Source organism: Roseobacter insulae (genome assembly GCF_019375555.1).
GTDB lineage: Bacteria > Pseudomonadota > Alphaproteobacteria > Rhodobacterales > Rhodobacteraceae > Roseobacter > Roseobacter insulae.
The window spans coordinates 392,638-416,455 of sequence record NZ_JAHXDN010000002.1; the positions used below are offsets into that span (position 1 = coordinate 392,638).

Here is a 23,818-nt window from a genome sequence, read left to right on the forward strand (position 1 = left end):
TGGCTTGCCTGCCGACCCGCGTTAAGAGAGGCGGAAATTCAAGCCAGCGGGTGATCATGAGCGACACAGACAGCTTTATCAATGAAGTCAACGAGGAGGTCCGCCGCGACCGCCTGTTTGGTTTGCTCAAGAAATACGGCTGGATCGGGGTCCTCGCGGTCATTCTGATTGTCGGCGGGGCCGCGTGGAACGAGTACCGCAAAGCCTCGATCCGCGCCGAGGCCGAGGCCCTGGGCGATGGCATGCTGGCGGCGCTCAGTGATAGCGATGCGGCCGAGCGTCTTGACGCGTTGGAACAACTGGCCCCTGAAAGCCCGGCGGCGAGGGCGGTTGTTGCCATGTTGACGGCCTCCACCGCGCAGGAAAACGAGAAAACGGCCCAGGCCGTGGCCGAATTGACGGCCATCGCCGTGGATGGGGATGTCCCGGAAGTGTACCGCCAGATCGCGGGCTTCAAGGCGCTGACCTTGCAGGGTGACACGCTGGACGCGGAGACCCGCAAGCAGCAGTTCGAGGCTCTGGCCAATGCCGGCTCGCCGCTGCGCCTGCTGGCCCTTGAACAGATCGCATTGATCGACGTCGCCGAAGGCGCAACCGAGGCGGCGATAGAACGCTATCAAACCATTCTGCAGGACGCTGCCGTGACCTCGGACTTGCAACAACGCGCCTTACAGGTGATTGTGGCGCTGGGAGGCACGCCCGATCTGGAAAACCTGCCCGCAGTGGGGAACTGACCTGCTGACAGGGCACGCGAGACGGGTGGCGGGTAGAATGACAGGCGAAGCGAGCAGAGCATGATGCAATACTGGAAATCATCCGCGCAGCGGGGCATCGCCCTTGGGGTGCTGGCTGCCGCGACCTTTCTGACAGCCTGTTCGGAGCCTGACGTCATCCTGCCCGGCAAACGCGAAAACATCCGGTCGGTGGTGCAGGAGGACAGCGCGGCCGAACCAGCCGCTGTTGTTGAAAACGAGGCGCGCGCGATCTCTCTGCCGCCGGTGCAGTCCAATGCCAACTGGACACAGGCGCTTGGTACGCCCGCGTCCCGGGTTGCGCATCCGGCGCTTGGCTCGGCCTTGCAACAGGTCTGGAGCGTGGGCATCGGGGCAGGTGACGGGCGCAGGCAGCGGATCACAGCGGACCCTGTGGTCGCGGAAGGCCTTGTCTTTACTCTGGATTCCGAGTCGCAGGTCACCGCAACAACTGTGGCGGGTGCTGTCGCGTGGCGCACGGATCTGCAACCCTTGCGAGATGACGCAAACGCGGCGACGGGCGGCGGGCTGGCGTATAAGGACGGCACCCTGTTTGTATCGCTCGGCTACGGATCGATTGCGGCGGTGGACGCAAAAACCGGCGGTGAAATCTGGCGGCAGCGGCTGGACGGCGTCGGGGTCAGCACACCCACGGCATTTGACAAGCTGGTCTATGTCACTTCCGGCGATGATACCGGCTGGGGGCTGCGCGCCTCCGACGGGCGGATCGAATGGCAGCTTGTCGCCTCGCCGGACGAGAACAATGTTTTGGGTGGGCCCGCACCTGCCGTAGCCGGGGATCTGGCGATTTTCGGATTTGGCTCGGGGGAGCTTCAGGCAGTGTTCAGGCAGGGCGGATTGCGCCGCTGGGACGCCTCCGCCTTCGGTGAACGCTTTGGCCGCGCGCTTGGGGCTGTCGGCGATGTGACGGGTGCCCCCGTCATCTCGGGCAATACGGTTTACGTGGGCAACCAATCCGGCCGGATCGTCGCTCTGAACCTTGAGTCCGGGGCGCGGATCTGGACCGCTCAGGAGGGCGCCGTGGGGCCGGTGGTGCCTGCGGGCGACAGCGTCTTCGTGGTGAACGAACTGGGCGAACTGCTCCGGCTGGACGCATCCGACGGCTCCCGCATCTGGGGTGTGCAAATGCCCAACTTCGTGAAATCGAGACCGCGCCGCCGGTCTGAGGTGATTGCCCATCACGGTCCGATCCTTGCCGGTGGCCGCATCTATGTCGCCTCCAACGATGGCGCGTTGCGCGGCTTTGATCCCGCGAACGGTGATCTGCTGGCGTCTGTCGATATCCCGGGGGGTGCCACCACCGCGCCGGTTGTCGCGGCGGGTGTTCTCTACGTTGTGTCGACCAGCGGCAAATTGCATGCTTTCCGTTGACACAAAGGTAGGGTAAAGCGCGTCTTTATCCCGGCTTCTGGAGCCTTTGACATGTCCTTTACCCTCGCCATTGTGGGGCGCCCGAACGTGGGCAAATCCACATTGTTCAACCGACTTGTCGGCAAACGCCTTGCGCTGGTGGACGATCAGCCCGGCGTGACGCGCGATTTGCGCGAGGGGGCGGCACGTCTTGCCGACCTGCGATTTACCGTGATCGATACAGCCGGGCTGGAAGAGGTGACAGACGACAGCCTGCAGGGCCGCATGCGTCGCCTGACCGAGCGTGCGGTGGACATGGCCGACATCTGCCTGTTCATGATCGATGCGCGTGTCGGGATAACACCGTCTGATCTGGTCTTCGCGGATATCCTGCGCAAGCGCTCGGCGCATGTTATTCTCGCAGCCAACAAAGCCGAAGGTGCCGCCGCCGACGCCGGTGTGATCGAGGCGTATTCCCTTGGTCTGGGGGAGCCCATCCGCATGTCGGCGGAGCATGGCGAAGGGCTGAATGACCTCTACCTGCACCTGATGCCTCTGGCGGATCAATTTGCCGAACGCGCGGTGGAAGATGCCCCCGAAACGGATGTGACCCTGGACGAAGAAGAGGGGGATATGGAGGCTGACGTCCCTGTTCCCACGGCGAAAAAACCCCTGCAGGTGGCCGTTGTCGGGCGTCCGAATGCCGGTAAATCCACGTTGATCAACCAGATACTGGGCGAAGACCGGCTGCTGACCGGTCCGGAGGCCGGGATCACGCGTGATGCGATTTCCCTGCGCACCGATTGGGGTGGCGTGCCGATGCGGATATTCGACACCGCCGGCATGCGAAAGAAGGCCAAGGTGCAGGAAAAGCTGGAAAAACTCTCCGTCGGGGATGGCCTGCGGGCGGTCAAGTTCGCCGAGGTGGTGGTTGTCTTGCTCGACGCGGCGATCCCCTTTGAGCAACAGGACCTGCGCATCGCCGATCTGGCAGAACGGGAAGGCCGCGCGGTTGTTCTGGCGGTCAACAAATGGGACATCGAGGAGGATCGGCAGGGCAAGCTGAAAGAGCTGCGCGAAAGCTTCGAACGCCTGTTGCCGCAATTGCGGGGCGCGCCGCTGATTACCGTCTCTGCCAAGACGGGCCGCGGGCTGGACCGGTTGCAGGCCGCGATCATGCGCGCCTACGAGGTGTGGAACCGGCGGGTCACGACGGCCCAGCTCAACCGGTGGCTGGCTGGTATGGTCGAGGCGCATCCGCCCCCCGCCCCACAGGGCAAACGCATCAAACTTCGGTACATGACACAGGCCAAGACGCGGCCGCCGGGGTTTGTGGTGATGTGCTCTCATCCCGATAAGGTGCCAGAAAGCTACAGCCGCTATCTGGTCAACGGGTTGCGCGTGGATTTCGACATGCCGGGCACACCGATCCGGTTGTGGATGCGGGGTCAGAATGATGCCAATCCGTATAAGGGCCGCAAGAAAGCCCCGCCCTCCAAGCTGCGCAAACACACCGAAGGCCGCCGCCGGGATTAGGCGCGGATGGCCTTGTAGGTTGGTATCGTCAGCGCGGCCGCGCCACCGCCTGCAAGCGCGGCAACCGTCGGGTCGCTGCCGATGTTCTGAACGACGATCGCGACCAGCGCCCAGATCGCGGCCAGCCCGTATGTGGGCGCACGTTTCACGGTGGATTGCACCGCAGATGCCAGAACGAGGGCAAGGAAGATAAAGACCAGTGCCGCTGTTTGTTCATCCAGCCAGCCGTATCCTGCCGCCAGCAGACCGAGCGAGACCGAACTGGCCGCACTCAGCCACCCGGCATAAAGCCCGACCGGCAGGGCTGCCCACAGGGTGTCGCGGCCGGGCGCGCGAAACAGGGCGACCACCGCGGTGATCAACATGGCCCAGATCAGGACCGAGGCCCAGACGGGGCTGCGCACGGCGACCGCAAGCCAGACCGTCCCGATGGCCAGCGACAGGCAGAGCGGGCCGCGCATGGCGTGCCAACCCGCATCATCGGCGCGCCGCAAAGCGCCAAAGCCCATACCGGCAATAAGCCACAGGTAGATGACCCCCCAGATCGCGAAAGCATAGCCCGCCGGCTGCACGGCCGGGTTGTCCTGCGGTACCGGGAACTGATCGGGATCGAAGCCATTGAAGTCTGACACCAGTATCGGAGACACGGCAAAAGTCACCGCCAGAAACACGGCAAGCAGGGCAGTCATTCTCGGGGGCATCGTCACCTGTGTCCTTTCATCTGCAGGATCGTTCCGCGTGTTAAGCCAGCGCGCGCAGGCTTAAGTCTCTGCGATGATCCATCTGTCATGTGTAGTGTGCAAAAGGGGATTGGCAAATGGCACATATCGCGATTTTCTGTGACGGCACGTGGAACAGCGCTGAAACCGGCTCGGCAACGCATGTGTTGCGGCTGTCGAACGCCTGCGCCCGCAGCCAGCGACAAAAAGTGATGTATTTCGAAGGCGTTGGCACTGGCACAGGCATGATGAGCCAGTTCGGCCGCAGCCTGAGCAAGATTGGCGGTGGCCTCTTTGGATGGGGGCTGAACCGGAATATCCGGGCGGCATATCTGGCGCTCTGTCAGGTGTATCAGCCCGGTGATAAAATCATGATATTCGGGTTTTCGAGGGGCGCGTACACCGCGCGGTCGCTTGTCGGGATGATCCGCAAATGCGGTATTCTGTCGGATCCGACCCGGGCCAATCTGCGCCGGGCGTTCCGGCTCTACCGGATGCGGGGCGATCACAACAAACCCGATGCGCCACATATCATCACCGCGCGCCAAAGGCTGTCGCCGGACTTCGCGACCAGCCAGGCGGATGTGATGGCGCGGGCGGATGACAGTTGTCTGGTGCGCATATCGTATCTGGGGGTCTGGGATACGGTTGGCGCACTGGGCATTCCGGCCAGCATTTTCGGAAGGGCCGCGGACTGGTGGAATGCACGGTACAAGTTTCATGACACAACCCTGTCCCATCTCGTGGAAGCCGCCCGGCACGCCGTCGCATTGGATGAACGTCGCAGTCTTTACGAACCCAGCCTGTGGGACAATCTCGAAAGCCGGGATGCGGTGCCCGGGCTCAACCTCGGGGATGAAACAGCGAAGCGCCCCTACCAGCAGGTTTGGTTTGTGGGCGATCATGGCATTGTCGGTGGCTCGGCGGAAACACGTGCGCTGAGCGAGATTACCCTCGCGTGGGTCTGGCAGGGCGCCCGGGCCCAGGGTTTGCAGCTGAAACCGGGTGTGGAAATTCCGATGGTGTCTGTCGACCCGTGCGTACAAACCAATGAAATCGATGATCCAAGTCCGATCTACCGGCTGACCCCATGGCTCCTGCGCTGGCGCGCCGGTCCGACCCGCGCCATTGATCTGCATGATACCGTACGCTTGCGTCTGGCCAGCGTGCAGACTTATCGCCCGGGCAGCCTGCGCGCCCTGATGCCGGGGCTGTCGCACCCGCAATAGGGTCGATCCGTTCACCTTTGCTCTTGTGACCGCCTGCGCGCGCAGGCTAGGTGGCATGTGACATCAGTGAAGGGTGATCACATGCATGACGGGCAGGATGAGGATGTGCTGGCAACGGTCGCGGCATCGACGGGCCGCCGGATCCTGGGGATCGGGCTGCTGGCCGTGCTGGGCGTGCTGGTCATCTATGTCGCCTTCGTGACGCCGCCCGGTTTCGGATGGCAGATGTTCCTGCTGGTCCTGGGTGCCGTGGCGCTGATGATCGCGGACACGATGCGGCGGTCGACCGCCCACAAGCTGGAGCTGACCGGAACGGAACTGCGCGACAGCGGCGGGGTGGTCATTGCCTATGTCGACGACATTGCATCCATTGACCGCGGAACCTTTGCCTTCAAGCCGTCGAACGGGTTTCTGTTGCGCACAAAAAGCCCCGGCGCGCGCATGTGGCGTCCGGGGCTGTGGTGGCGGTTCGGGCGCCGGATTGGCATTGGCGGCATGACGCCGGGGCGTCAGACGAAATATATGGCCGAGATCATTGCCGTCATGCTGGCCGAGCGCGAGACCGACTGATCAGGCACAGTTGGCGCTCGCGTCTTCCCATGTGATCGCGGGTGCACGTCTTGGGCGTGTGAAAATGAAATTGTGAATGTCGTGATCCGCAATGCCGATATTGAAAGGCGCCTCATAGCGCGTCCAGGTCTCCACGACTGTGATCCGCTCGAAATTCGGCATCACGGGCAGAATCGTGTCCCAGTTTTCGACCTGAGTGATCGATGCATCGACGACCGTGCCAATGGATTCCGACCAATCACAAACGTACAGGTTGTTCGCCGCATCAAACCACACCGACGTAACGCGGACGCTGGACGGGGTCGCCGAACGAGCCAGACTGTCAAACAGGTTGCGGGTCCCGGTCATGTAGGCGGGGGTCAGCGCGCGGTCTTCACGCGACACCATGTCGCCGATCGTATAGGCGGCTTTCTGGTTGATGCTGTGCTGGCGGTAGGCGTCAAAGATAACGAAGAGAGCCAGATAGGCCCAGAACAAGATCGGCACGATGATCAGGGTTTCCAAAGCGATGTTGCCGTCTTCGCGCCGGGCGAAAGTGCGGAGTACACGGCGGCAACGCTTGTGCAGGGGCTGTGACATTATTCAGGCTCCTGAACGAAGGCTGACATGGACAGCATGCGGGCCTTGCCGGCACCATCCGTTTCGAAGGCGAAGCCGAGACCGGTCGTTGGAAAGACCGGGTTAAACTTGACGCAGGCGCGCATGATCATCAGCTCGTGTTCCGCACCATTCGTGAAACCACGCGGCGGGTTGATGGGCTCTGACACGTCGACGCAGTCTGCATCGGGGTTCAGAGCGACGTAATTGAAGGGGTCGATCGGCTCCATCTCAAGGCGCAGCGTGTTGTCGCAGTTGTTCTCGATACCCGTGTTCAGGAACCCGGAATTGTCGCAGATCATCTGTTTTACGGTGTCGTGGTTGTAATCGTTAACCCCGTCGCCATCGAGATCAGCCCCTGTATTGAGGCGGATGGCCCGCACGGTCACGTCCAGCCCGCGGTCAAGGAACATCTGGCGCATCGAGTAGATACCAAACTCGACAGATGCGAGGAACATACTGAAGATGGCTGGCACGATGATCGCGAATTCGATGATCATGTGCCCTTCTTCGTCCTTGCGGAAGCGTTTGAAGCAAGAAGAAATGCGGCGGATCATTGGGTCAACCTCAGTTCATTGATTTGGCGTGCAATGGTCGAAAAGGCCGCGTCGATCTCATCCTTGCCGCTGGCGCGGAAGAAATGAGAGTCGCTGGAGGCACAATACTGCATCTGTGCCTCTGGAGTGCCCGGGGCTTCGAAAGCGATGGTGTAGATCACAACGTTGCGCGCGCTTGTCTTGGCCAGGTCGCATTGCGCCTTGAAGCTTGCCACGTTCGTTGATTTCGATGTGGTGGTCTTGCGATCCGTCTTGCGCGATGTCAGGTGGCTTGTCGGGTTCAACGCGTGCATGGTTTCCTTTGGGCGCAACTGTTCGGTGATCTGACCGTCGGTCATCAGCACGATGTATTTGACTGTCTCCGGGTCGTTGAACGGCAGTGGCCGATCACTGAACTGAGGCGGCACGAGACCGTTCGCGGGCTTGGCCATTTGTTCAAAATCAGGTTGCGACGTCGGGTTCAGCAGGGCCAGCGCCCATTTCATCGCGTAATGCGTGCCCGTCCCGTCATGCATGCGCATCGTGTCGATCCGGGTTTTCAACTCGGTCGCGCTGTTGGACGCGTAGATGATCGATGTCTGATCCTGTGGGCACCAACCCCAATCCATCACGGAGCGTGTGACACCGCCGGATTCAACCACGTTACCGTCCTCGTCGAACTGGACCGGGTCACCGTTTTCATCGGTGACGATCTCGCTTGCGATCTTCCAGTTCATGAAGTGCGCGGTCTGGTCATATGTTCCGTCGCCCGGAAGCTCGTCGTCGAGAAAGTCGCTATTGTCGATTTCAAGGCAGGAAGACACGTTGGGGTAGACGTACCGCACACCTGCATCATCACCTGTTCCACCGGCTTCACCCTCGGGAATGGTGTTGTTGTTGAACGCTTCGTTGATGCCGCCGTCATCCTCGTCCAGGGCCTGCGCGGGATAGCGCACACCACCCAGCCGGTTGAACATGAAGGTGCCGGGATTGGTCTGTCCGGCATAGGGAATGAGGTTGATGGAGGTGGTGTTGGCCGCAGGACCAAGCAACACGATATCCACGAAATTCTTTGCCGCGGGACGCAGGTTCTTCATGCGGTTGGAAAACCGCATGGAGCCGGAGATGTCGAGCACGAGTGAGATTTCCACATTCGGGACATCCTCGATCGCGCTGCTGGATGCGGGCACGGGCAGTGAGTCGACACCGAGAATGGACATGAACTGCGTGTTTGTTCGCATGAAGGCTTCGGCGGTCACGGTGCGGTAATTGAGGCCTTGGGCCGGAACAACGCTTGTCAGGTATTCGCCCAAGCCCGCCTTGTCAAAATAGTCTTCCACCACTGCCGTTGGGGGCAGGGTCTGGTCCAGGTCGGCCGCCGCCAGAACCGCGCGGTCCATCGTGTTCTGAAGCGAGGTGCGCCGCATTTCATTTTGCATCAGATCGACACCGATACCGGCGACCATCAACATCATGAGAAGGATGAAGATCGTGAAGATCGTGACAACCCCGTCTTCTTCACGTGCAAATTGGGCCATCGAAGGCGCTGACGTCGATTGCTCTTCGGGTTTCTCCGGCGAAATGCGTGTCATGATACTACCAACTCGTGCAATTAATCTGCCTTGCGGCATGGAAAACTAGCTTCCGTTTATGAACGCGGTTTGTGGCAGAAAACGGGCGGAAACGCGCCGGGGTGCCAAAAAAGGTTAAATTTTTAAGTTAAAAACAGGAACTTAAACGCGATAATGGAAACGATGCACGCTGTGGCATGCCACTGTTTCGATTTGCGGGACTAAGGACGCGCAAACCGGTTTCATCAGCTGTTCACGGTCTGCCCAAAAAACTGGCAATGAACGACTCACCGTCTTAGGGTGACATTGTTGTCAATAGCAGAACACTGAACTGCCAATAGGAGAAAGACATTGAACCAGCACACTAGCGAACCGAGCTTCAGAGAAAGCGTTGACCAGATGTTCAATCGGGCCGTCAGCCTGATGGACCTGTCGCCGGGGCTGGAAGAAAAGATCCGTGTCTGTAACGCGACCTATACCGTGCGGTTCGGTGTGCGCCTGCGGGGCAAAATCCAGACCTTCACCGGTTATCGTTCCGTTCATTCCGAACATATGGAGCCGGTCAAGGGCGGTATCCGCTTTTCCCTGGGCGTCAATCAGGATGAGGTCGAAGCCCTTGCGGCCCTGATGACATACAAATGTGCTCTCGTCGAAGCCCCGTTTGGCGGTTCAAAGGGGGGGCTGTGTGTTGACCCGCGTGAATATGACGAACACGAGCTGGAACAGATCACCCGGCGTTTTGCCTATGAGCTGATCAAGCGTGACCTGATCAATCCGAGCCAGAACGTACCCGCCCCAGATATGGGCACGGGCGAGCGTGAAATGGCCTGGATCGCCGATCAGTACAAGCGCATGCATACCACGGATATCAATGGCAACGCCTGCGTGACCGGCAAGCCGCCCAATGCCGGTGGCATCGCGGGCCGGGTCGAGGCAACGGGTCGCGGTGTGCAATATGCGCTGCGCGCCTTCTTCCGTGATGCGGAAGGCCTGAAGAAAGCCGGGATGACCGGTGATCTGGAGGGCAAGCGGGTCATTGTGCAGGGGCTGGGCAACGTGGGCTATCACGCGGCGAAATTTCTGGCGCAGGAAGATGGCAGCATCATCACCGGCATCATTGAACGCGATGGCGCGCTGTTTAATCCCGATGGTCTTGATGTCGAGCGGGTGCGGGACTGGATCGCGAAACACGGCGGCATTTCCGGCTATTCGGATATGCACCACGTGAAAAACGGTGCAAAGGTGCTGGAAGAAGATTGCGACATCCTGATCCCGGCGGCGCTGGAAGGTGTGATCAACCTGCAGAATGCCGGCCAGATCAAAGCGCCTTTGATCATCGAAGCGGCGAATGGCCCGGTCACCGCGGGTGCGGACCAGATCCTGCGTGAAAAAGGGGTTGTGATGATACCCGATATGTATGCCAACGCCGGCGGTGTGACAGTCAGCTACTTTGAATGGGTCAAGAACCTGAGCCACATCCGATTTGGTCGCATGGGGCGGCGTCAGGAAGAATCGCGGCACCAGCTGATCATCAACGAATTGGAGCGCCTGTCGCGGGACAAGGAACTGAACTGGGAACTGAGCCCCGATTTCAAGGAAAAATACCTGCGTGGCGCCGGTGAGCTGGAGCTGGTGCGTTCCGGCCTCGACGATACCATGCGCATCGCGTATCAATCGATGGCGGATGTCTGGCATTCCCGGGACGACGTCGATGATCTGCGCACCGCGGCCTATCTGGTTGCGATTGACAAAGTGGCCGCAAGCTATCGCGCCAAGGGCCTCTGACGTCTTTGACCGGACAGATATCGCATCACGCTGCCGGGTGGTCTGGCGGTTGGCGGCGACCCTGATCGGAGGTACCACGCGACATGTCCAGCGAGGTCAGTTTCTCCTGCCAGTGCGGCACGCTCAAAGGCGTGCTGCATGATGTCGCCCCCGCGTCCGGATGCCATCTGATCTGCTATTGCAAGGATTGCAGGGCCTTTGCCCGCCACATGGGACAGATGGAAGCGCTGGAGCCGGGAGGGGGCAGCCCGCTGGTGCAGGTTCTGCCGAATCGGATCGAGATCACGCAGGGCGCGGATCAGATCGCCTGTCTTCGCCTGTCGCCCAAAGGATTGTACCGCTGGTACGCCACATGTTGCCGGACGCCCCTGGCCAATACTGTGGGCACATCCAAAATGCCTTTGGCGGGTATGTGGCGCCCGAACTTTGCCGACACGGAAGCCCTTGGGCCGGTGGTGACCCATGGTTTCACCAAGTTTGCGCTGCCCGTGACCGGCGCGCCGCGCAAAGACAAGGGACTGGCGCGCATGCTGGGTGGTCTGCTGAAGAGAACGCTTGCCGCCTACTTGTCGGGCACTGCCCGCATCAGTCCTTTCTTTGATCAGGCGGGCCAGCCGGTGGCCGAACCACGAATCATATCGCTGGCGGAACGGGAAGCCGCTTATCGCGAGTGAAGGCCTGACGTTGCGGATGGTCGTGCTGCGACACTATTGGTCGGTTTCTGTCGTGGCGGCGGGTTCTTTGTGTTGATAGTCTGCGCGGGAACAGCACGGAGTATCCCACGTGAAATTCTCAGGCCTACGCGTCCTCAAGGAAGGGCTGACAGGCAACAGGGGCTGGACTCCGCATTGGCGTGATCCTGAACCCAAGGCAGAATATGACGCGGTGATCATCGGCGGCGGCGGGCATGGTCTGGCCACGGCTTACTACCTTGCCAGCAACCACGGCATGACCAACATCGCGGTTCTTGAAAAAGGATACATCGGCAGCGGCAACATCGGACGCAACACAACGATCGTGCGGGCCAACTACTTTTTGCCCGGCAATTCCGAATTCTACAGCCATTCACTGAAGCTCTGGGAAGGTCTGGAACAGGACCTGAACTATAACGTGATGCATTCGCGGCGCGGGCTGATCAACCTGTTCCATTCCGACGGTCAGCGGGATGCCTTTGTGCGGCGCGGCAACGCGATGCTCAATCAGGGCGATGACGCGGTGTTGCTCGACCGGGAGGGGGTGCGAAAATACCTGCCGTATCTGGACTTCGACAACCTGCGCTTTCCGGTTTATGGCGGCCTGCTGCATCCGCGCGGCGGCTCTGCGCGCCACGACGCCGTGGCATGGGGATATGCGCGGGGAGCCGATCAGCGGGGCGTCGACCTGGTGCAGAACTGTGAAGTGACGGGCATCGACATCGAGCGGGGCGTCGTCAAGGGGGTTCAGACCACGCGCGGCGCGATCAGGGCCCGGAAAGTGGCGATTGTCACCGCCGGGCGGTCTGGTCAGGTGGCGGCGATGGCCGGCATGCGCCTGCCGATCGAGAGCCATGTGCTGCAAGCCTTTGTGACCGAGGGGTTAAAGCCCGTGATTGATCATGTGGTGAGCTTTGGCATGGGGCATTTCTACATCAGCCAATCCGACAAGGGGGGGCTGGTCTTTGGCGGTGACCTAGACTTCTATGCGTCATATGCACAGCGCGGCAACCTGCCCATGGCCGAACATGTGATGGAGGCGGGCATGACCCTCATGCCGATGATCGGCAAGGCGAAGGTTCTGCGCAGCTGGGGCGGCATCATGGATATGACCCCGGACGGCTCCCCGATCATCGACAGGACAGATACTGAGGGATTGTTCATCGATTGCGGCTGGTGTTATGGCGGTTTCAAGGCGGTGCCGGCCTCAGGCGTCGCCTTGGCCCACCTGATGGCGACGGGGCAAAGCCACGAGATCGCGGCAGGGTTCCGCCTTGACCGCTTCCGCACCGGACGCGGGATCATCGACGAAGAGGGCACAGGCTCTCAGCACAACCTGCACTGAGGGGGGCGGATGATGGATGCCTCCGGCGGGGATATTTATGAACCAGAGACACAAGAGGTGGCGCCATGCGGCTGACCTGTCCGCTGTGCGGTGAGCGGGATCGCCGCGAGTTTTACTATCAGGGGGACGCCGTGTCCCTGAACCGGCCATCGCCGGAGGCGGGGGTCGATGCCTGGGACGACTATGTGCATTTGCGCGACAATCCCGCCGGTGAGACCCGGGATATGTGGCAGCACGAGGGTGGCTGTGGTGCGTGGATCGTCGTGACGCGGAACACGGTTACGCATGAGGTGCTCGGTACGGCGCTTGCCGGTCCCGCGGCAGGGGCGCGCATATGAGGGTCGATGACAAAGGTCTGATCGACCGGTCGAGACCGGTGCGTTTCCAATTCGACACCATCGGTTATTCGGGATTTGAAGGGGACACGGTCGCCTCGGCGCTTCTGGCAAACGGCCAGAGGCTGATGGGCCGGTCGTTCAAGTACCACCGGCCGCGCGGGGTTCTGACGGCCGGCAGCGAAGAACCCAATGCCCTGGTGACCGTCGGCCGCGGTGCCGCGCAGGAGCCTAACGTGCGTGCAACGGTGCAGGAAATCCATAGCGGGTTGGACGTGCGGTCGCAGAACGCCTGGCCGTCGCTCAAGACGGATGTGATGAGCCTTAACGATCTGGCATGGCCGTTTTTGGGGGCAGGCTTTTATTACAAGACCTTCATGTGGCCGAAAGCCTTTTGGGAAAAGCTGTATGAGCCGGTCATTCGCCGTGCGGCGGGGCTTGGTGCGCTGAGTGGTCGTCACAACCGGGACAAGTATGAGCGCGCTTATGCGTTCTGTGATCTGCTGATCATCGGCGCAGGCCCCGCCGGGCTGATGGCCGCACTTGTGGCCGGGCGCGCCGGTGTCGATGTGCTCGTGGTGGACGAGGATCGGGTCATGGGCGGCAGGCTCAACGCCGAAACCTACGTGATCGACGCTGAGCCGGGCAGCGCCTGGGCGGCTGCCGTGGTGGCGGAATTGCAGGGCATGGCCAATGTCAGGCTGATGACACGCACAACGGTGACAGGTGCCTACGATCAGGGCACCTATGCGGCGCTGGAGCGGGTGAGTTCGCATCTGCCGGAGCGCGCCGATGGCGCCCCGCTGGAGACCTTCTGGCGCATTGTCGCCAGGCGCGCGATCCTTGCCTCCGGCGCGCTGGAGCGCCCGGTTGCCTTTGCGGATAACGACCGGCCCGGCATCATGATGGCGGGGGCCGTGCGGGCCTACCTCAACCGGTGGGGTGTTGCCCCGGGGCAGCGGGTGGCGGTCTTTGGCAATAACGATGACGCGCATCGCACGGCGACGGATCTGGTGGAGGCCGGCGTCGAGGTTGCCGGCCTGATCGACAGCCGCCCCGGGGCGCAGGTCACGGGTACCGGCTTTCCGGTGTATACGAGCTCGGTGGTGGCGGGCAGCACCGGACGTCATGGGCTGACGGGAATTGCCGTGCAGGGTCCGAATGGCCATCACAGGGTCGAGGCTGATTGTCTGGCGATGTCCGGCGGGTGGAACCCGACCGTGCATCTGACGTGCCATATGAATGGCAGGCCGACATGGCGCGAGGATATTGCAGGTTTCGTGCCGACACCCGGTTCGGTGCCGGGCCTGGTGGCGGCCGGGGCCTGCAACGGAGACTTCAGCACCGCGGCCTGCCTGGCAGCGGGGTCTGCGGCGGCGAAGGCGGTGGTGAAGGACCTTGGTGGCAAAACGACCCGCGTGAGCCTGCCCGATGCGGAAGACAAGGCCTATCAGATCGCGCCGCTTTGGGCGGTACCGGGCAAGGGACGCGCGTGGCTGGATTTCCAGAATGACGTGACCGTCAAGGATGTGAAGCAGGCGGCGACCGAGAACTTCCGGTCTGTCGAGCACATGAAAAGATACACCACCCAGGGCATGGCAACCGATCAGGGCAAGAATTCAAATGTCGCGGCGCTGGCAGTGCTTGCGGATGCCACCGGTCGGGCCATTCCCGAGACGGGGACAACCACCTTCCGGCCGCCCTATACGCCGGTCTCCATCGCTGCGATGGGGGCAGGCGCGCAGGGGGCCGGATTTGCACCGCAACGCTATACCACGTCCCATGCCGTCAGCGTGGAAATGGGGGCGCCGATGATCGAGGCAGGCCTGTGGTATCGCCCCGGCTACTTCCCCCGCAAGGGTGAAACCACGTGGCGGCAGGCCTGCGACCGGGAGGTTGAATATGTGCGAGAAGCGGTGGGTGTCTGCGATGTCTCCACCCTTGGAAAGATCGACATTCAGGGACCGGATGCGGCCGCGTTTCTGGATTTCGTCTACACCAACACGTTTTCCACGCTGAAAGTCGGGCGGGTCCGGTACGGGTTGATGCTGCGCGAAGACGGCCACGTGATGGACGACGGCACCACGGCACGGCTGGGCGAACAGCACTTCGTGATGACCACGACCACAGCGGCGGCGGGCAATGTCATGCGGCACCTGGAATTCGTGCACCAGGTCCTGCGCCCGGAATTCGATGTCCGGTTTACCTCGGTGACCGAACAATGGGCGCAGTTTGCGGTAGCCGGTCCGAGGTCTCGCGAGTTGCTCAACGATATCCTTGATGCGCCCATTGACAAGGACAGCTGGCCATTCATGGCCTGCGGCGAAACATCGGTCGCGGGTATTGCTGGACGTCTCTTCCGGATATCCTTTTCGGGGGAGCACGCCTATGAAGTGGCACTGCCGTCGCGATATGGCGAAAGTTTGTTCCGGCTCTTGGTTAAACGGGCTGAGAGCCTGAGCGGCGGGGCATACGGTATGGAAGCCCTGAACGTGCTTCGGATCGAGAAAGGGCACATCACCCACGCTGAAATCCATGGCCGGACCACCGCGTTCGACATCGGTTTTGCACGGATGATCAGCACCAAGAAGGATTGCATCGGCAAGACGATGGCGGCCCGCGAAGGGATGGTAGACCCCATGCGAGAGCGGTTGGTGGGGTTGAAACCGGTGGGGCCGGTCAAACAGCTGACAGCGGGCGCACATGTGTTTGAAAGGGGTGCAGCAGCGATCCGGGAAAACGATCGGGGATATGTGACATCGGTGGCGTTTTCGCCGACCCTCGGCCATTCCATCGGTCTGGCTTTTGTGCGCGGCGGGCCGGAACGGCTGGGCGACGTGATGCGCGTGGTCGATCACCTGCGTGATATCGAAACGGATGTGGAGATCTGCGCGCCGGTATTCGTGGACCCCGATGGAGGACGTACCCGTGGTTGAGCTGGTTGCCAAAAGCCCCTGTGCGGGCCTTCTACCGATGACCGTGGGCGAGGTCACGCTGAGCGAGGTCGACCTGGGTGTTTTGACATCTGTCGCGCCCTTCAAGGGCCAGCGAAAGGCGGCGTCCGAGGCGCTGAAAGAAGCGCATGGCATGGCGTTGCCCGCACCCAACCGCGCGACGGGCAGGGAACAGGCCCGCGCTATCTGGTTCGGGCGCGACATGGCGCTTCTGGCCGGGCCCTTGCCGGATACGTCCCTGACCAGGACCGCCGCCCTGACGGACCAGTCGGACGCGTGGGCCTGTGTGACGCTGGCGGGCCGTCCGGCGGAAGATGTTCTTGCCCGTCTCGTGCCGGTCGACATGCGCGCGGCGCATTTCAAACGTGGTCACACGGTGCGCACTCAGATCATGCACATGAACGGGTCGATCACCCGCATTGGGGCGGAAAGCTTTCTGATCCTCGCGTTTCGCGCCATGGCCGCAACGCTGGTGCACGATCTGAAACAGGCTATGGAAGGTGTTGCAGCCCGCGGGTAAGATGCCTCCGAGTCGTCCCAGGTGGAGTATCCGGATGTTGCGTTTTGTTCTGACCGTTGCCCTTGCCGTTATCGCCGTGCCCGCGGTGGCACAATCTGAAAAAGAGGTGAGCTGCGGGTATCAGGCCGACGTGGTCGAGGCCATCAAACAGGCGCGTCTTGACCGGGTTGCTGAACGCAAGCTGCCGGAGGTGCTGGCGCAAAATGCGACGTGGCCGGAGAAGTACAACAACATCATCCCGATCATTGCACCATCCATTTACGAAAAGAAGCGCAGCGACCTGCGCGAAGAAGACCTTGCCACATGGTGGCGCGAACAATGTATGGCGCTGAAATAGCAACAGGCACGCCGCCGCGGACACCGGCGTTGCCGTTGCCGGATGTGAAGCTTGCGCTCGGCTATGGACTCTGTGCAGGTGCGCGCCGATATATAGAACATGAGCCTGCCACCCGGATTTCTTGACGAATTGCGCACCCGAAGCAGCCTGTCTCAGGTGGTTGGGCGCAAGGTCATGTGGGACCAGCGCAAATCCAATCAGGGCAAGGGCGACATGTGGGCACCATGCCCCTTCCATCAGGAAAAATCCGCCAGCTTCCATGTCGATGACCGCAAGGGATTTTATTACTGCTTTGGCTGTCATGCGAAGGGTGATGCGATTTCCTTTGTCCGGGAAACCGAAAACGTGGGGTTCATGGAGGCGGTGGAAATCCTTGCGCGCGAAGCAGGCATGCCAATGCCGGAGCGCGATCCGCAGGCGCAGCAGAAGGCGGACAAACGCAGCCAGTTGGCCGAGGTCATGGAACAGGCGGTCAGGTTTTTTCGCCTGCAGTTGAATACGGGTGCTGCCGTCGATGCCCGTGGATATCTCGAGCGCCGGGGCCTGGATGCCGCGGCGCTGGAGCGTTGGGAGATCGGCTTTGCCCCCGACCAGTGGCAGGCGCTTTGGGACCACCTCAAAGCAAAGAACGTGGAAGACCAGCTGATCCTCGAGGCCGGTTTGGCCAAGCCATCCAGCAAGGGTGGCAAACCCTATGATACTTTTCGCGGGCGGATCATGTACCCGATCCGCGATGCACGGGGGCGGGCGATTGCCTTCGGGGGCCGTGCGATGGACCCCAATGACAACGCCAAGTATCTGAATTCGCCGGAAACCGAGCTTTTTGACAAGGGGCGCAGCCTTTACAATCAGGGACCTGCGCGGACTGCTGCGGGCAAGGGCAAGCCGCTGATCGTGGCCGAGGGTTACATGGACGTGATCGCGCTGGCCTCGGCCGGATTCGAAGCAAGCGTCGCCCCGCTGGGCACCGCCATCACCGAAAACCAGCTGCAGATGCTGTGGCGCATCGCGCCGGAACCGATCATCGCGCTGGATGGCGATACTGCCGGTCTGCGCGCCGCCATGCGGCTGATCGATCTGGCCTTGCCGTTGCTGGAGGCGGGACAGTCCCTGCGGTTCGCGATCATGCCCGCCGGAAAGGACCCTGATGACCTGCTGCGCGAACAGGGTGCAGCGGCGCTGCAGAAGCTGCTGGATGACGCCATGCCAATGGTGCGGTTGCTCTGGCAGCGCGAGACCGAAGGCCGGGTCTTTGACAGCCCGGAGCGCAAGGCGGCCTTGGACAAAACACTGCGCGACAAGATCATGACGATCAGGGATGCGTCAATTCGAAGCCACTACGGACAGGAGATCAAGGATCTGCGCTGGCAGCTGTTCCGACCGCAACGCACGCCGGGTCGCCCGGCGCGATCGGGCGGACAGGGGCGGTGGCAAAAGGCGCCGGCGTCGGCACTGCCAACGACCAAATCGTCGCTGCTGGCGAGCACGGATAGCGCCGGAAGCGCGGAACATCTGCGCGAAGCGGTCATTCTTGCAGCGCTGGTGACCTGTCCGGATGTGATCGAGGGTTTTGAGTCCGGTATCGAGCAAATGCGCTGCACCGACCCGTTCCACAGCGATTTACGCCGGCTTTTGCTGCAGAACATGCATATTGATGCAGACGGGCTGAAAACCCGTCTTTCCGATGCTTTGGGCGCAGAAGCACTTGAAAACCTGCTGTCGCAGCGCCATGTCGCGATTGTGCCCTGTATTCGCGCGCCGGGTGATCAGGACAAGGCACGCATGACAGTTGCCGAAGAACTAGCAAAACTACATAGCGCCCGAGGGCTGGATGCGGAGATTGCCGAGGCCGTCGAAGACCTCGATGGTGTTGCTGACGAAGGCCTGACATGGCGATTGTCCGAGGCGGCAAAAGCCGCGGACCTTGCGCGACGCAGCGGCCAGGAGGACAAGGCAGAATACGATCTGGGCGAAAACGGCGCGCGAATCAGTCGGGATGAGCGCAGCGCTCTGGACGCGTTACTTGATGCCATTAAGCATCAGAAACCGCGCGGTTAACCATTTTTGAACGGGAAACCCGCAGAAAAAGAAGGTAAACGGGTGGCCGAATCACCCAAAAACGCTAGATGATTCCCAAGTGATTCGGGCGAGCGAATCAATGGGACCGCTGAGGAGCAGTGCATGGCCGCGAAAGATACCAACGAAGACGCAAAATCAGACGATCAGGAATCGGGTCACTCGCTCGACATGAGCCAGGCCGCCGTCAAGAAGATGATCGGCGAGGCGCGTGAGAAAGGCTATATCACCTACGACCAGCTGAACACGGTTCTGCCGCCTGATCAGGTCAGCTCCGAACAGATCGAGGACGTGATGTCCATGCTGTCGGAGATGGGGATCAACATCATCGAAGACGAGGACGCCGAGGAAGAAGAGGCCAAGGGCTCCACCGAGCTGACGACCACGGAAGGTACACGCGAGGTCACGCTGGGCTCGGGCACGGCTGAGAAACTGGACCGTACGGATGACCCTGTCCGCATGTACCTGCGCGAGATGGGATCGGTCGAACTGTTGAGCCGTGAAGGCGAGATTGCGATCGCCAAACGCATCGAGGCCGGTCGCAACACCATGATCGCGGGTCTGTGCGAAAGCCCGCTGACCTTCCAGGCCATCACCATCTGGCGCGACGAACTTCTGTCCGAAGAAATCCTGCTGCGCGATGTGATTGACCTTGAGGCCACCTTCGGCAACCAGATGGACGAAGACGGCGCGGTGGATGAACCCGTCGTTGCTGCCGATGGCAGCACGGCCAAGAAGGAAGACGAAAGCCCCGAACTGGACGCGGATGGCAATCCGATCGCTCAGGACGACGATGACGATGAAGATGATCAGGCCAACATGAGCCTTGCGGCGATGGAAGCGGCGCTGAAGCCTCAGGTGCTCGAAGCGCTGGACATCATTGCCGATGATTACGTCAAACTGTCCGAGATGCAGGACAGCCGTATTTCAGCGACGCTGAACGAAGACGGTACTTTTACCACCGCAGACGAGGATCTGTATCAGAAGCTGCGGGCGGAGATTGTTTTGCTGGTCAATGAATTGCACCTGCACAACAACCGTATCGAGGCCTTGATCGACCAGCTTTACGGTATTAACCGGCGCATCATGCAGATCGATTCAGCCATGGTGAAACTGGCGGACCAGGCGCGTATCAACCGCCGCGAGTTCGTCGACGAATATCGTGGCTACGAGTTGGACCCGAACTGGATGGAGCGGATGGCCGAGAAATCCGGCCGGGGCTGGCAGATGTTCATCGAACGCTCGACCGACAAGGTTGAGGAGTTGCGCGCTGACATGGCGCAGGTCGGCCAATACGTCGGCCTTGATATCTCCGAATTCCGCCGCATCGTTCAGCAGGTGCAAAAGGGCGAGAAAGAAGCCCGCCAGGCCAAGAAGGAAATGGTCGAAGCGAACCTGCGTCTGGTGATTTCAATTGCCAAGAAATACACCAACCGCGGGTTGCAATTCCTTGATCTCATTCAGGAAGGTAACATCGGCCTGATGAAGGCCGTGGACAAGTTCGAATACCGCCGGGGTTACAAGTTCTCGACCTATGCGACGTGGTGGATTCGTCAGGCAATCACCCGGTCCATCGCGGATCAGGCGCGCACGATCCGTATTCCGGTGCATATGATCGAAACGATCAACAAACTGGTCCGTACGGGCCGCCAGATGCTGCATGAAATCGGCCGCGAACCGACGCCGGAAGAGCTGGCTGAAAAGCTGCAGATGCCGCTTGAGAAGGTCCGCAAGGTGATGAAGATCGCCAAGGAGCCGATTTCGCTCGAAACCCCCATCGGTGACGAGGAAGACAGCCAGCTGGGTGATTTCATCGAGGACAAGAATGCCGTTCTGCCGCTGGACAGCGCCATTCAGGAGAACCTCAAGGAAACCACGACCCGCGTGCTGGCCTCGCTGACCCCGCGCGAGGAACGTGTGCTGCGGATGCGTTTTGGTATCGGCATGAACACAGACCACACGCTGGAAGAGGTCGGTCAGCAGTTCTCGGTCACACGCGAACGTATCCGTCAGATCGAAGCAAAGGCACTGCGCAAACTCAAGCACCCAAGCCGGTCGCGCAAACTGCGGTCTTTCCTCGACCAATAGCGCTTTTGCTGTTGCCCTCGCGATCATTGGTGTCGTGAGGGACTCAACGCCCGATTTTTTCATCCGCAGCACGCTGGTCGGGCCGATACCGGTCCGGCAAATGCCCGTTGCAATTGTGTCGCGGTGAAGGGCGTTTGAGAACGGGGCCGCCATGCGTGATTTTGGTTCGCATGGTTCCCGGACTATGATCGCCGCGATGGTGATTGTTCCGGAGATTCCCAATGCGATTGTTCGTCCCCCTCGTTCTCAGCGTCATCGTCGCGCTCCCGACCCTTGCGGCGCAACCGTTTCGCGCCGTCAACCGGCTCTATGTCTATCCGCTGACGGCGGATACATTCGAAGTCATTGAGGACCGCGGGGCCGGGGCGCGTGGCATTTGGTGCGCGGCATCCGATTACACCAAATCCGCCGGCCGCGACGGTCCGCGCAAACGTATGTACATTCTTGAGCCGCGCCGCCCGTCGAAAACCGTACCGGGCCGCAACGGGGTCGTTTTCACGCTGAACCCGGATGAAAGGCTGCGCAACACACCGAGTTCCTACTCCGTTTCCGTGAACCGCAAGGGGGAGAACCTGCCAGTGGGGCATGCCTATCTGTTCTGCGATGCGATTATCGACGATCTGTTCGATCGTTTCTGATTGGTGATCGGGATGGACGGTCGGGCAAGCAAACGGGCGGGCATATGAACACCGAACTCAGCATCTCGACCTCCGGGGCCGGGCTCTACGAATTTACGGACAGCTTGCAGGGATGGCTGCGCGGCAAAGGGGATGGCGTGGTGGTCCTGCTGGTGCGTCATACCTCTGCCTCGTTGCTTGTTCAGGAAAACGCCGATGCTGACGTTCAGACCGATCTGAGGGCATTTTTCGACCGGCTGGTGCCGCCCTCCGACCATCCGGACATGGCCTACCTGCGCCACACCTACGAAGGCCCCGACGATATGCCTGCGCATATCAAGGCCGCCATGATGCCTGTCAGCCTGTCGATTCCGGTGCAGGAGGGGCGGGCTGCCCTGGGCACATGGCAGGGGGTGTACCTGTTCGAACATCGCGCGCAACCGCACCGGCGCCGCGTGGCGGTGTCGTTTCTGGGTACTCGCTAAGCCGCGAATGAACATACCAGATGTGGGTGCGCATTTCCCCCCTACCCAAAACCTAGCCTCTCCCCTATAAGTGTGGATAAGTGGGGCGGCGATCCCACAAATGAGGCAGAGAACTGAAAGAGGGGGACGGCCCATGCGCTGCCCGTTTTGCGGAAACATTGACACTCAGGTAAAAGACAGCCGACCCGCCGAGGACCACGTATCCATCCGGCGTCGTCGCTTTTGCCCGGCTTGTGGAGGGCGGTTCACCACGTATGAGCGCGTGCAGCTGCGCGATCTGGTGGTGATCAAATCCAACGGCAAACGTGAAGACTTCGACCGGGACAAGCTGGAACGGTCCATCCGCATTTCGATGCAGAAACGCCCGATCGACCCTGAGCGCATTGACCAGATGATCTCCGGCATCGTGCGGCGTTTGGAAAGCATGGGTGAGACGGACATCGGTTCCAAGCAGATCGGCGAGATCGTGATGGAGGCCCTGGCGCGGATCGATACAGTTGCTTACGTGCGATTTGCCAGCGTTTACAAGAATTTCCAGGCCGCGGATGATTTCGACAAATTCGTCAGTGAACTGCGGCCCGACGTTCCAACAGAAGAGTGACCGGGGCGTCGCGGTACATGTCGCTGGCGCTGTCCCTGGGGCGGCGCGGGCAGGGCAGGACGTGGCCGAACCCCGCCGTGGGCTGCGTGATCGTGAAAGACGGGCGCATCGTCGGGCGCGGGTGGACCCAGCCGGGCGGCCGACCACATGCGGAAACCGAAGCTCTGGCGCAAGCCGGCAGTGCCGCCGCCGGCGCAGATGTCTACGTGTCTTTGGAACCCTGCGCGCACCACGGTGAGACCCCGCCCTGTGCGCAGGCACTGATTGATGCCAAAGTCGCCCGGGTCATCATCGCGGTGCCGGATATCGACCCGCGCGTCGGTGGCAAAGGGTCGCGGATGCTGAGCGATGCGGGCATTGCAGTCGAAGTTGGCATGCTGGAAGAGGAGACGCTTTATGACAACGCCGGTTTTTTCACCCGGCTGGCGCATGATCGCCCCTTTGTGACGCTGAAACTTGCCAGTAGCTTCGATGGTCGGATCGCCACGGCGACGGGTGAAAGCAAGTGGATCACCGGGCCGGGTGCGCGCCGCTTCGTGCATGCCATGCGCGCGCGGCACGATGCGGTAATTGTCGGCGGCGGGACAGCGCGCAAGGATGATCCAAGCCTGACGGTGCGCGATCTGGGTATCGAGCGGCAGCCGGTGCGTGTTGTTGTCAGTCGCCGCCTTGACCTGCCGCTGATCAGCACGCTTGCGCGGACGGCAAAAGAGACCCCCGTAATCCTGTGCCACGGGCGTGACGCCGACCCGACACTGATGCAGACATGGCGTGACCTGGGTGCGGATCTGCTGACTTGTGAAGCGTCCAACGGGCAACTCGACGCGCGCGATGTCATGCGCCAACTGGCAGAGCACGGGCTGACGCGGGTGTTTTGTGAAGGTGGCAGCGCCCTTGCGGCCAGCCTGATCGAGGCCGGTCTCGTGGATGACCTCGTCGGCTTCACCGCCGGTCTGACCATCGGCGCGGAAGGCTTGCCGTCGGTTGGCGCGCTCGGGCTCAGTCATCTCGAAATCGCCCCCAGGTTCGCCCTGCAGGAGACACACAGACTGGGTAACGACGTGGTGCATGTCTGGCGCTCCGTGCCGCGCTGAACCCCCTC

22 protein-coding genes are annotated in these 23,818 nt (G+C 61.2%); 18 read left to right on the forward strand and 4 right to left on the reverse strand.

Features of this window, described 5'->3' with window-relative positions; all coding sequences use genetic code 11:
• Positions 1–56: 56 nt before the first annotated feature.
• Genes KX928_RS08060 through der form a run of 3 tightly spaced genes read left to right on the forward strand, consistent with a single transcriptional unit; the run spans position 57 to position 3,659 of the window.
• Positions 57–734, forward strand: coding sequence for a tetratricopeptide repeat protein (locus KX928_RS08060; protein WP_219500835.1), 678 nt, complete (start codon positions 57–59; stop codon positions 732–734).
• Positions 735–794: 60 nt separating this feature from the next.
• Complete coding sequence (locus KX928_RS08065) at positions 795–2,144, forward strand: PQQ-like beta-propeller repeat protein (RefSeq protein WP_308342265.1); 1,350 nt, start codon at positions 795–797, stop codon at positions 2,142–2,144.
• A gap of 51 nt (positions 2,145–2,195) precedes the next feature.
• Complete coding sequence (der, locus tag KX928_RS08070; protein WP_219500837.1) at positions 2,196–3,659, forward strand: ribosome biogenesis GTPase Der; 1,464 nt, start codon at positions 2,196–2,198, stop codon at positions 3,657–3,659.
• Here the strand turns inward: der and KX928_RS08075 are convergent.
• Entirely contained in the window at positions 3,656–4,360 is a 705-nt protein-coding gene (locus tag KX928_RS08075; protein WP_219500839.1) for a TspO-related membrane protein, read from the reverse strand. The genes der and KX928_RS08075 overlap by 4 nt on opposite strands.
• A gap of 116 nt (positions 4,361–4,476) precedes the next feature.
• Between KX928_RS08075 and KX928_RS08080 the strand changes: the two genes are divergently transcribed.
• Together KX928_RS08080 and KX928_RS08085 are read left to right on the forward strand one after the other, a co-directional pair.
• A complete protein-coding gene (locus tag KX928_RS08080) occupies positions 4,477–5,607 on the forward strand; it encodes a T6SS phospholipase effector Tle1-like catalytic domain-containing protein (protein WP_219500841.1) in 1,131 nt (376 codons plus the stop codon).
• Between the two features lie 81 nt (positions 5,608–5,688).
• Positions 5,689–6,177 carry a hypothetical protein gene (locus tag KX928_RS08085; RefSeq protein ID WP_219502067.1) on the forward strand — a complete coding sequence of 163 codons (489 nt, stop codon included), beginning with the start codon at positions 5,689–5,691 and terminating at the stop codon, positions 6,175–6,177.
• Here the strand turns inward: KX928_RS08085 and KX928_RS08090 are convergent, their stop codons facing one another.
• From KX928_RS08090 to KX928_RS08100, 3 genes are read right to left on the reverse strand one after another with little or no spacing between them, the layout of a single operon-like run.
• Positions 6,178–6,756 carry a TadE/TadG family type IV pilus assembly protein gene (locus tag KX928_RS08090; RefSeq protein ID WP_219500843.1) on the reverse strand — a complete coding sequence of 193 codons (579 nt, stop codon included), beginning with the start codon at positions 6,754–6,756 and terminating at the stop codon, positions 6,178–6,180.
• Positions 6,756–7,274, reverse strand: coding sequence for a TadE/TadG family type IV pilus assembly protein (locus KX928_RS08095; protein ID WP_257883632.1), 519 nt, complete (start codon positions 7,272–7,274; stop codon positions 6,756–6,758). The genes KX928_RS08090 and KX928_RS08095 overlap by 1 nt, the downstream gene beginning before the upstream one ends.
• Positions 7,275–7,327: 53 nt before the next feature.
• On the reverse strand, positions 7,328–8,902 hold the full coding sequence (locus KX928_RS08100; RefSeq protein WP_219500847.1) for a TadE/TadG family type IV pilus assembly protein: 1,575 nt from the start codon (positions 8,900–8,902) through the stop codon (positions 7,328–7,330).
• A gap of 378 nt (positions 8,903–9,280) precedes the next feature.
• Here KX928_RS08100 and KX928_RS08105 point away from each other — a divergent pair, with 378 nt between their 5' ends.
• From KX928_RS08105 to ribD, 13 genes are all read left to right on the forward strand, one after another.
• Positions 9,281–10,666 (forward strand): Glu/Leu/Phe/Val family dehydrogenase, encoded by a 1,386-nt coding sequence (locus KX928_RS08105; protein ID WP_219502069.1) that lies wholly within the window; start codon positions 9,281–9,283, stop codon positions 10,664–10,666.
• A gap of 83 nt (positions 10,667–10,749) precedes the next feature.
• Entirely contained in the window at positions 10,750–11,340 is a 591-nt protein-coding gene (locus KX928_RS08110) for a DUF6151 family protein (RefSeq protein WP_219500848.1), read from the forward strand.
• A 109-nt stretch (positions 11,341–11,449) separates the two neighbouring features.
• Complete coding sequence (locus tag KX928_RS08115) at positions 11,450–12,703, forward strand: sarcosine oxidase subunit beta family protein (protein WP_219500850.1); 1,254 nt, start codon at positions 11,450–11,452, stop codon at positions 12,701–12,703.
• A 65-nt stretch (positions 12,704–12,768) separates the two neighbouring features.
• Entirely contained in the window at positions 12,769–13,041 is a 273-nt protein-coding gene (locus KX928_RS08120) for a sarcosine oxidase subunit delta (RefSeq protein ID WP_219500852.1), read from the forward strand.
• Complete coding sequence (locus tag KX928_RS08125) at positions 13,038–15,974, forward strand: sarcosine oxidase subunit alpha family protein (protein WP_219500854.1); 2,937 nt, start codon at positions 13,038–13,040, stop codon at positions 15,972–15,974. Before KX928_RS08120 ends, KX928_RS08125 begins: the two co-directional genes overlap by 4 nt.
• On the forward strand, positions 15,967–16,512 hold the full coding sequence (locus tag KX928_RS08130) for a sarcosine oxidase subunit gamma (RefSeq protein WP_219500856.1): 546 nt from the start codon (positions 15,967–15,969) through the stop codon (positions 16,510–16,512). The genes KX928_RS08125 and KX928_RS08130 overlap by 8 nt, the downstream gene beginning before the upstream one ends.
• Before the next feature lie 34 nt (positions 16,513–16,546).
• Positions 16,547–16,849: a hypothetical protein gene (locus KX928_RS08135; RefSeq protein ID WP_219500858.1), complete on the forward strand. Its 303-nt coding sequence runs from the start codon at positions 16,547–16,549 to the stop codon at positions 16,847–16,849.
• A gap of 99 nt (positions 16,850–16,948) precedes the next feature.
• Complete coding sequence (gene dnaG, locus KX928_RS08140) at positions 16,949–18,907, forward strand: DNA primase (RefSeq protein WP_219500860.1); 1,959 nt, start codon at positions 16,949–16,951, stop codon at positions 18,905–18,907.
• Between the two features lie 123 nt (positions 18,908–19,030).
• The gene (gene rpoD, locus KX928_RS08145) at positions 19,031–21,013 is read left to right on the forward strand and encodes an RNA polymerase sigma factor RpoD (RefSeq protein WP_219500862.1); all 1,983 of its coding nucleotides are present in this window, start codon (positions 19,031–19,033) and stop codon (positions 21,011–21,013) included.
• 221 nt (positions 21,014–21,234) lie between these two features.
• On the forward strand, positions 21,235–21,651 hold the full coding sequence (locus KX928_RS08150) for a hypothetical protein (protein ID WP_219500870.1): 417 nt from the start codon (positions 21,235–21,237) through the stop codon (positions 21,649–21,651).
• Between the two features lie 44 nt (positions 21,652–21,695).
• Positions 21,696–22,115: a secondary thiamine-phosphate synthase enzyme YjbQ gene (locus tag KX928_RS08155; RefSeq protein WP_219500872.1), complete on the forward strand. Its 420-nt coding sequence runs from the start codon at positions 21,696–21,698 to the stop codon at positions 22,113–22,115.
• A 133-nt stretch (positions 22,116–22,248) separates the two neighbouring features.
• Positions 22,249–22,716: a transcriptional regulator NrdR gene (nrdR, locus tag KX928_RS08160; protein WP_219500874.1), complete on the forward strand. Its 468-nt coding sequence runs from the start codon at positions 22,249–22,251 to the stop codon at positions 22,714–22,716.
• 17 nt (positions 22,717–22,733) lie between these two features.
• Complete coding sequence (gene ribD, locus KX928_RS08165; protein ID WP_219500876.1) at positions 22,734–23,810, forward strand: bifunctional diaminohydroxyphosphoribosylaminopyrimidine deaminase/5-amino-6-(5-phosphoribosylamino)uracil reductase RibD; 1,077 nt, start codon at positions 22,734–22,736, stop codon at positions 23,808–23,810.
• Positions 23,811–23,818 lie beyond the last annotated feature (8 nt).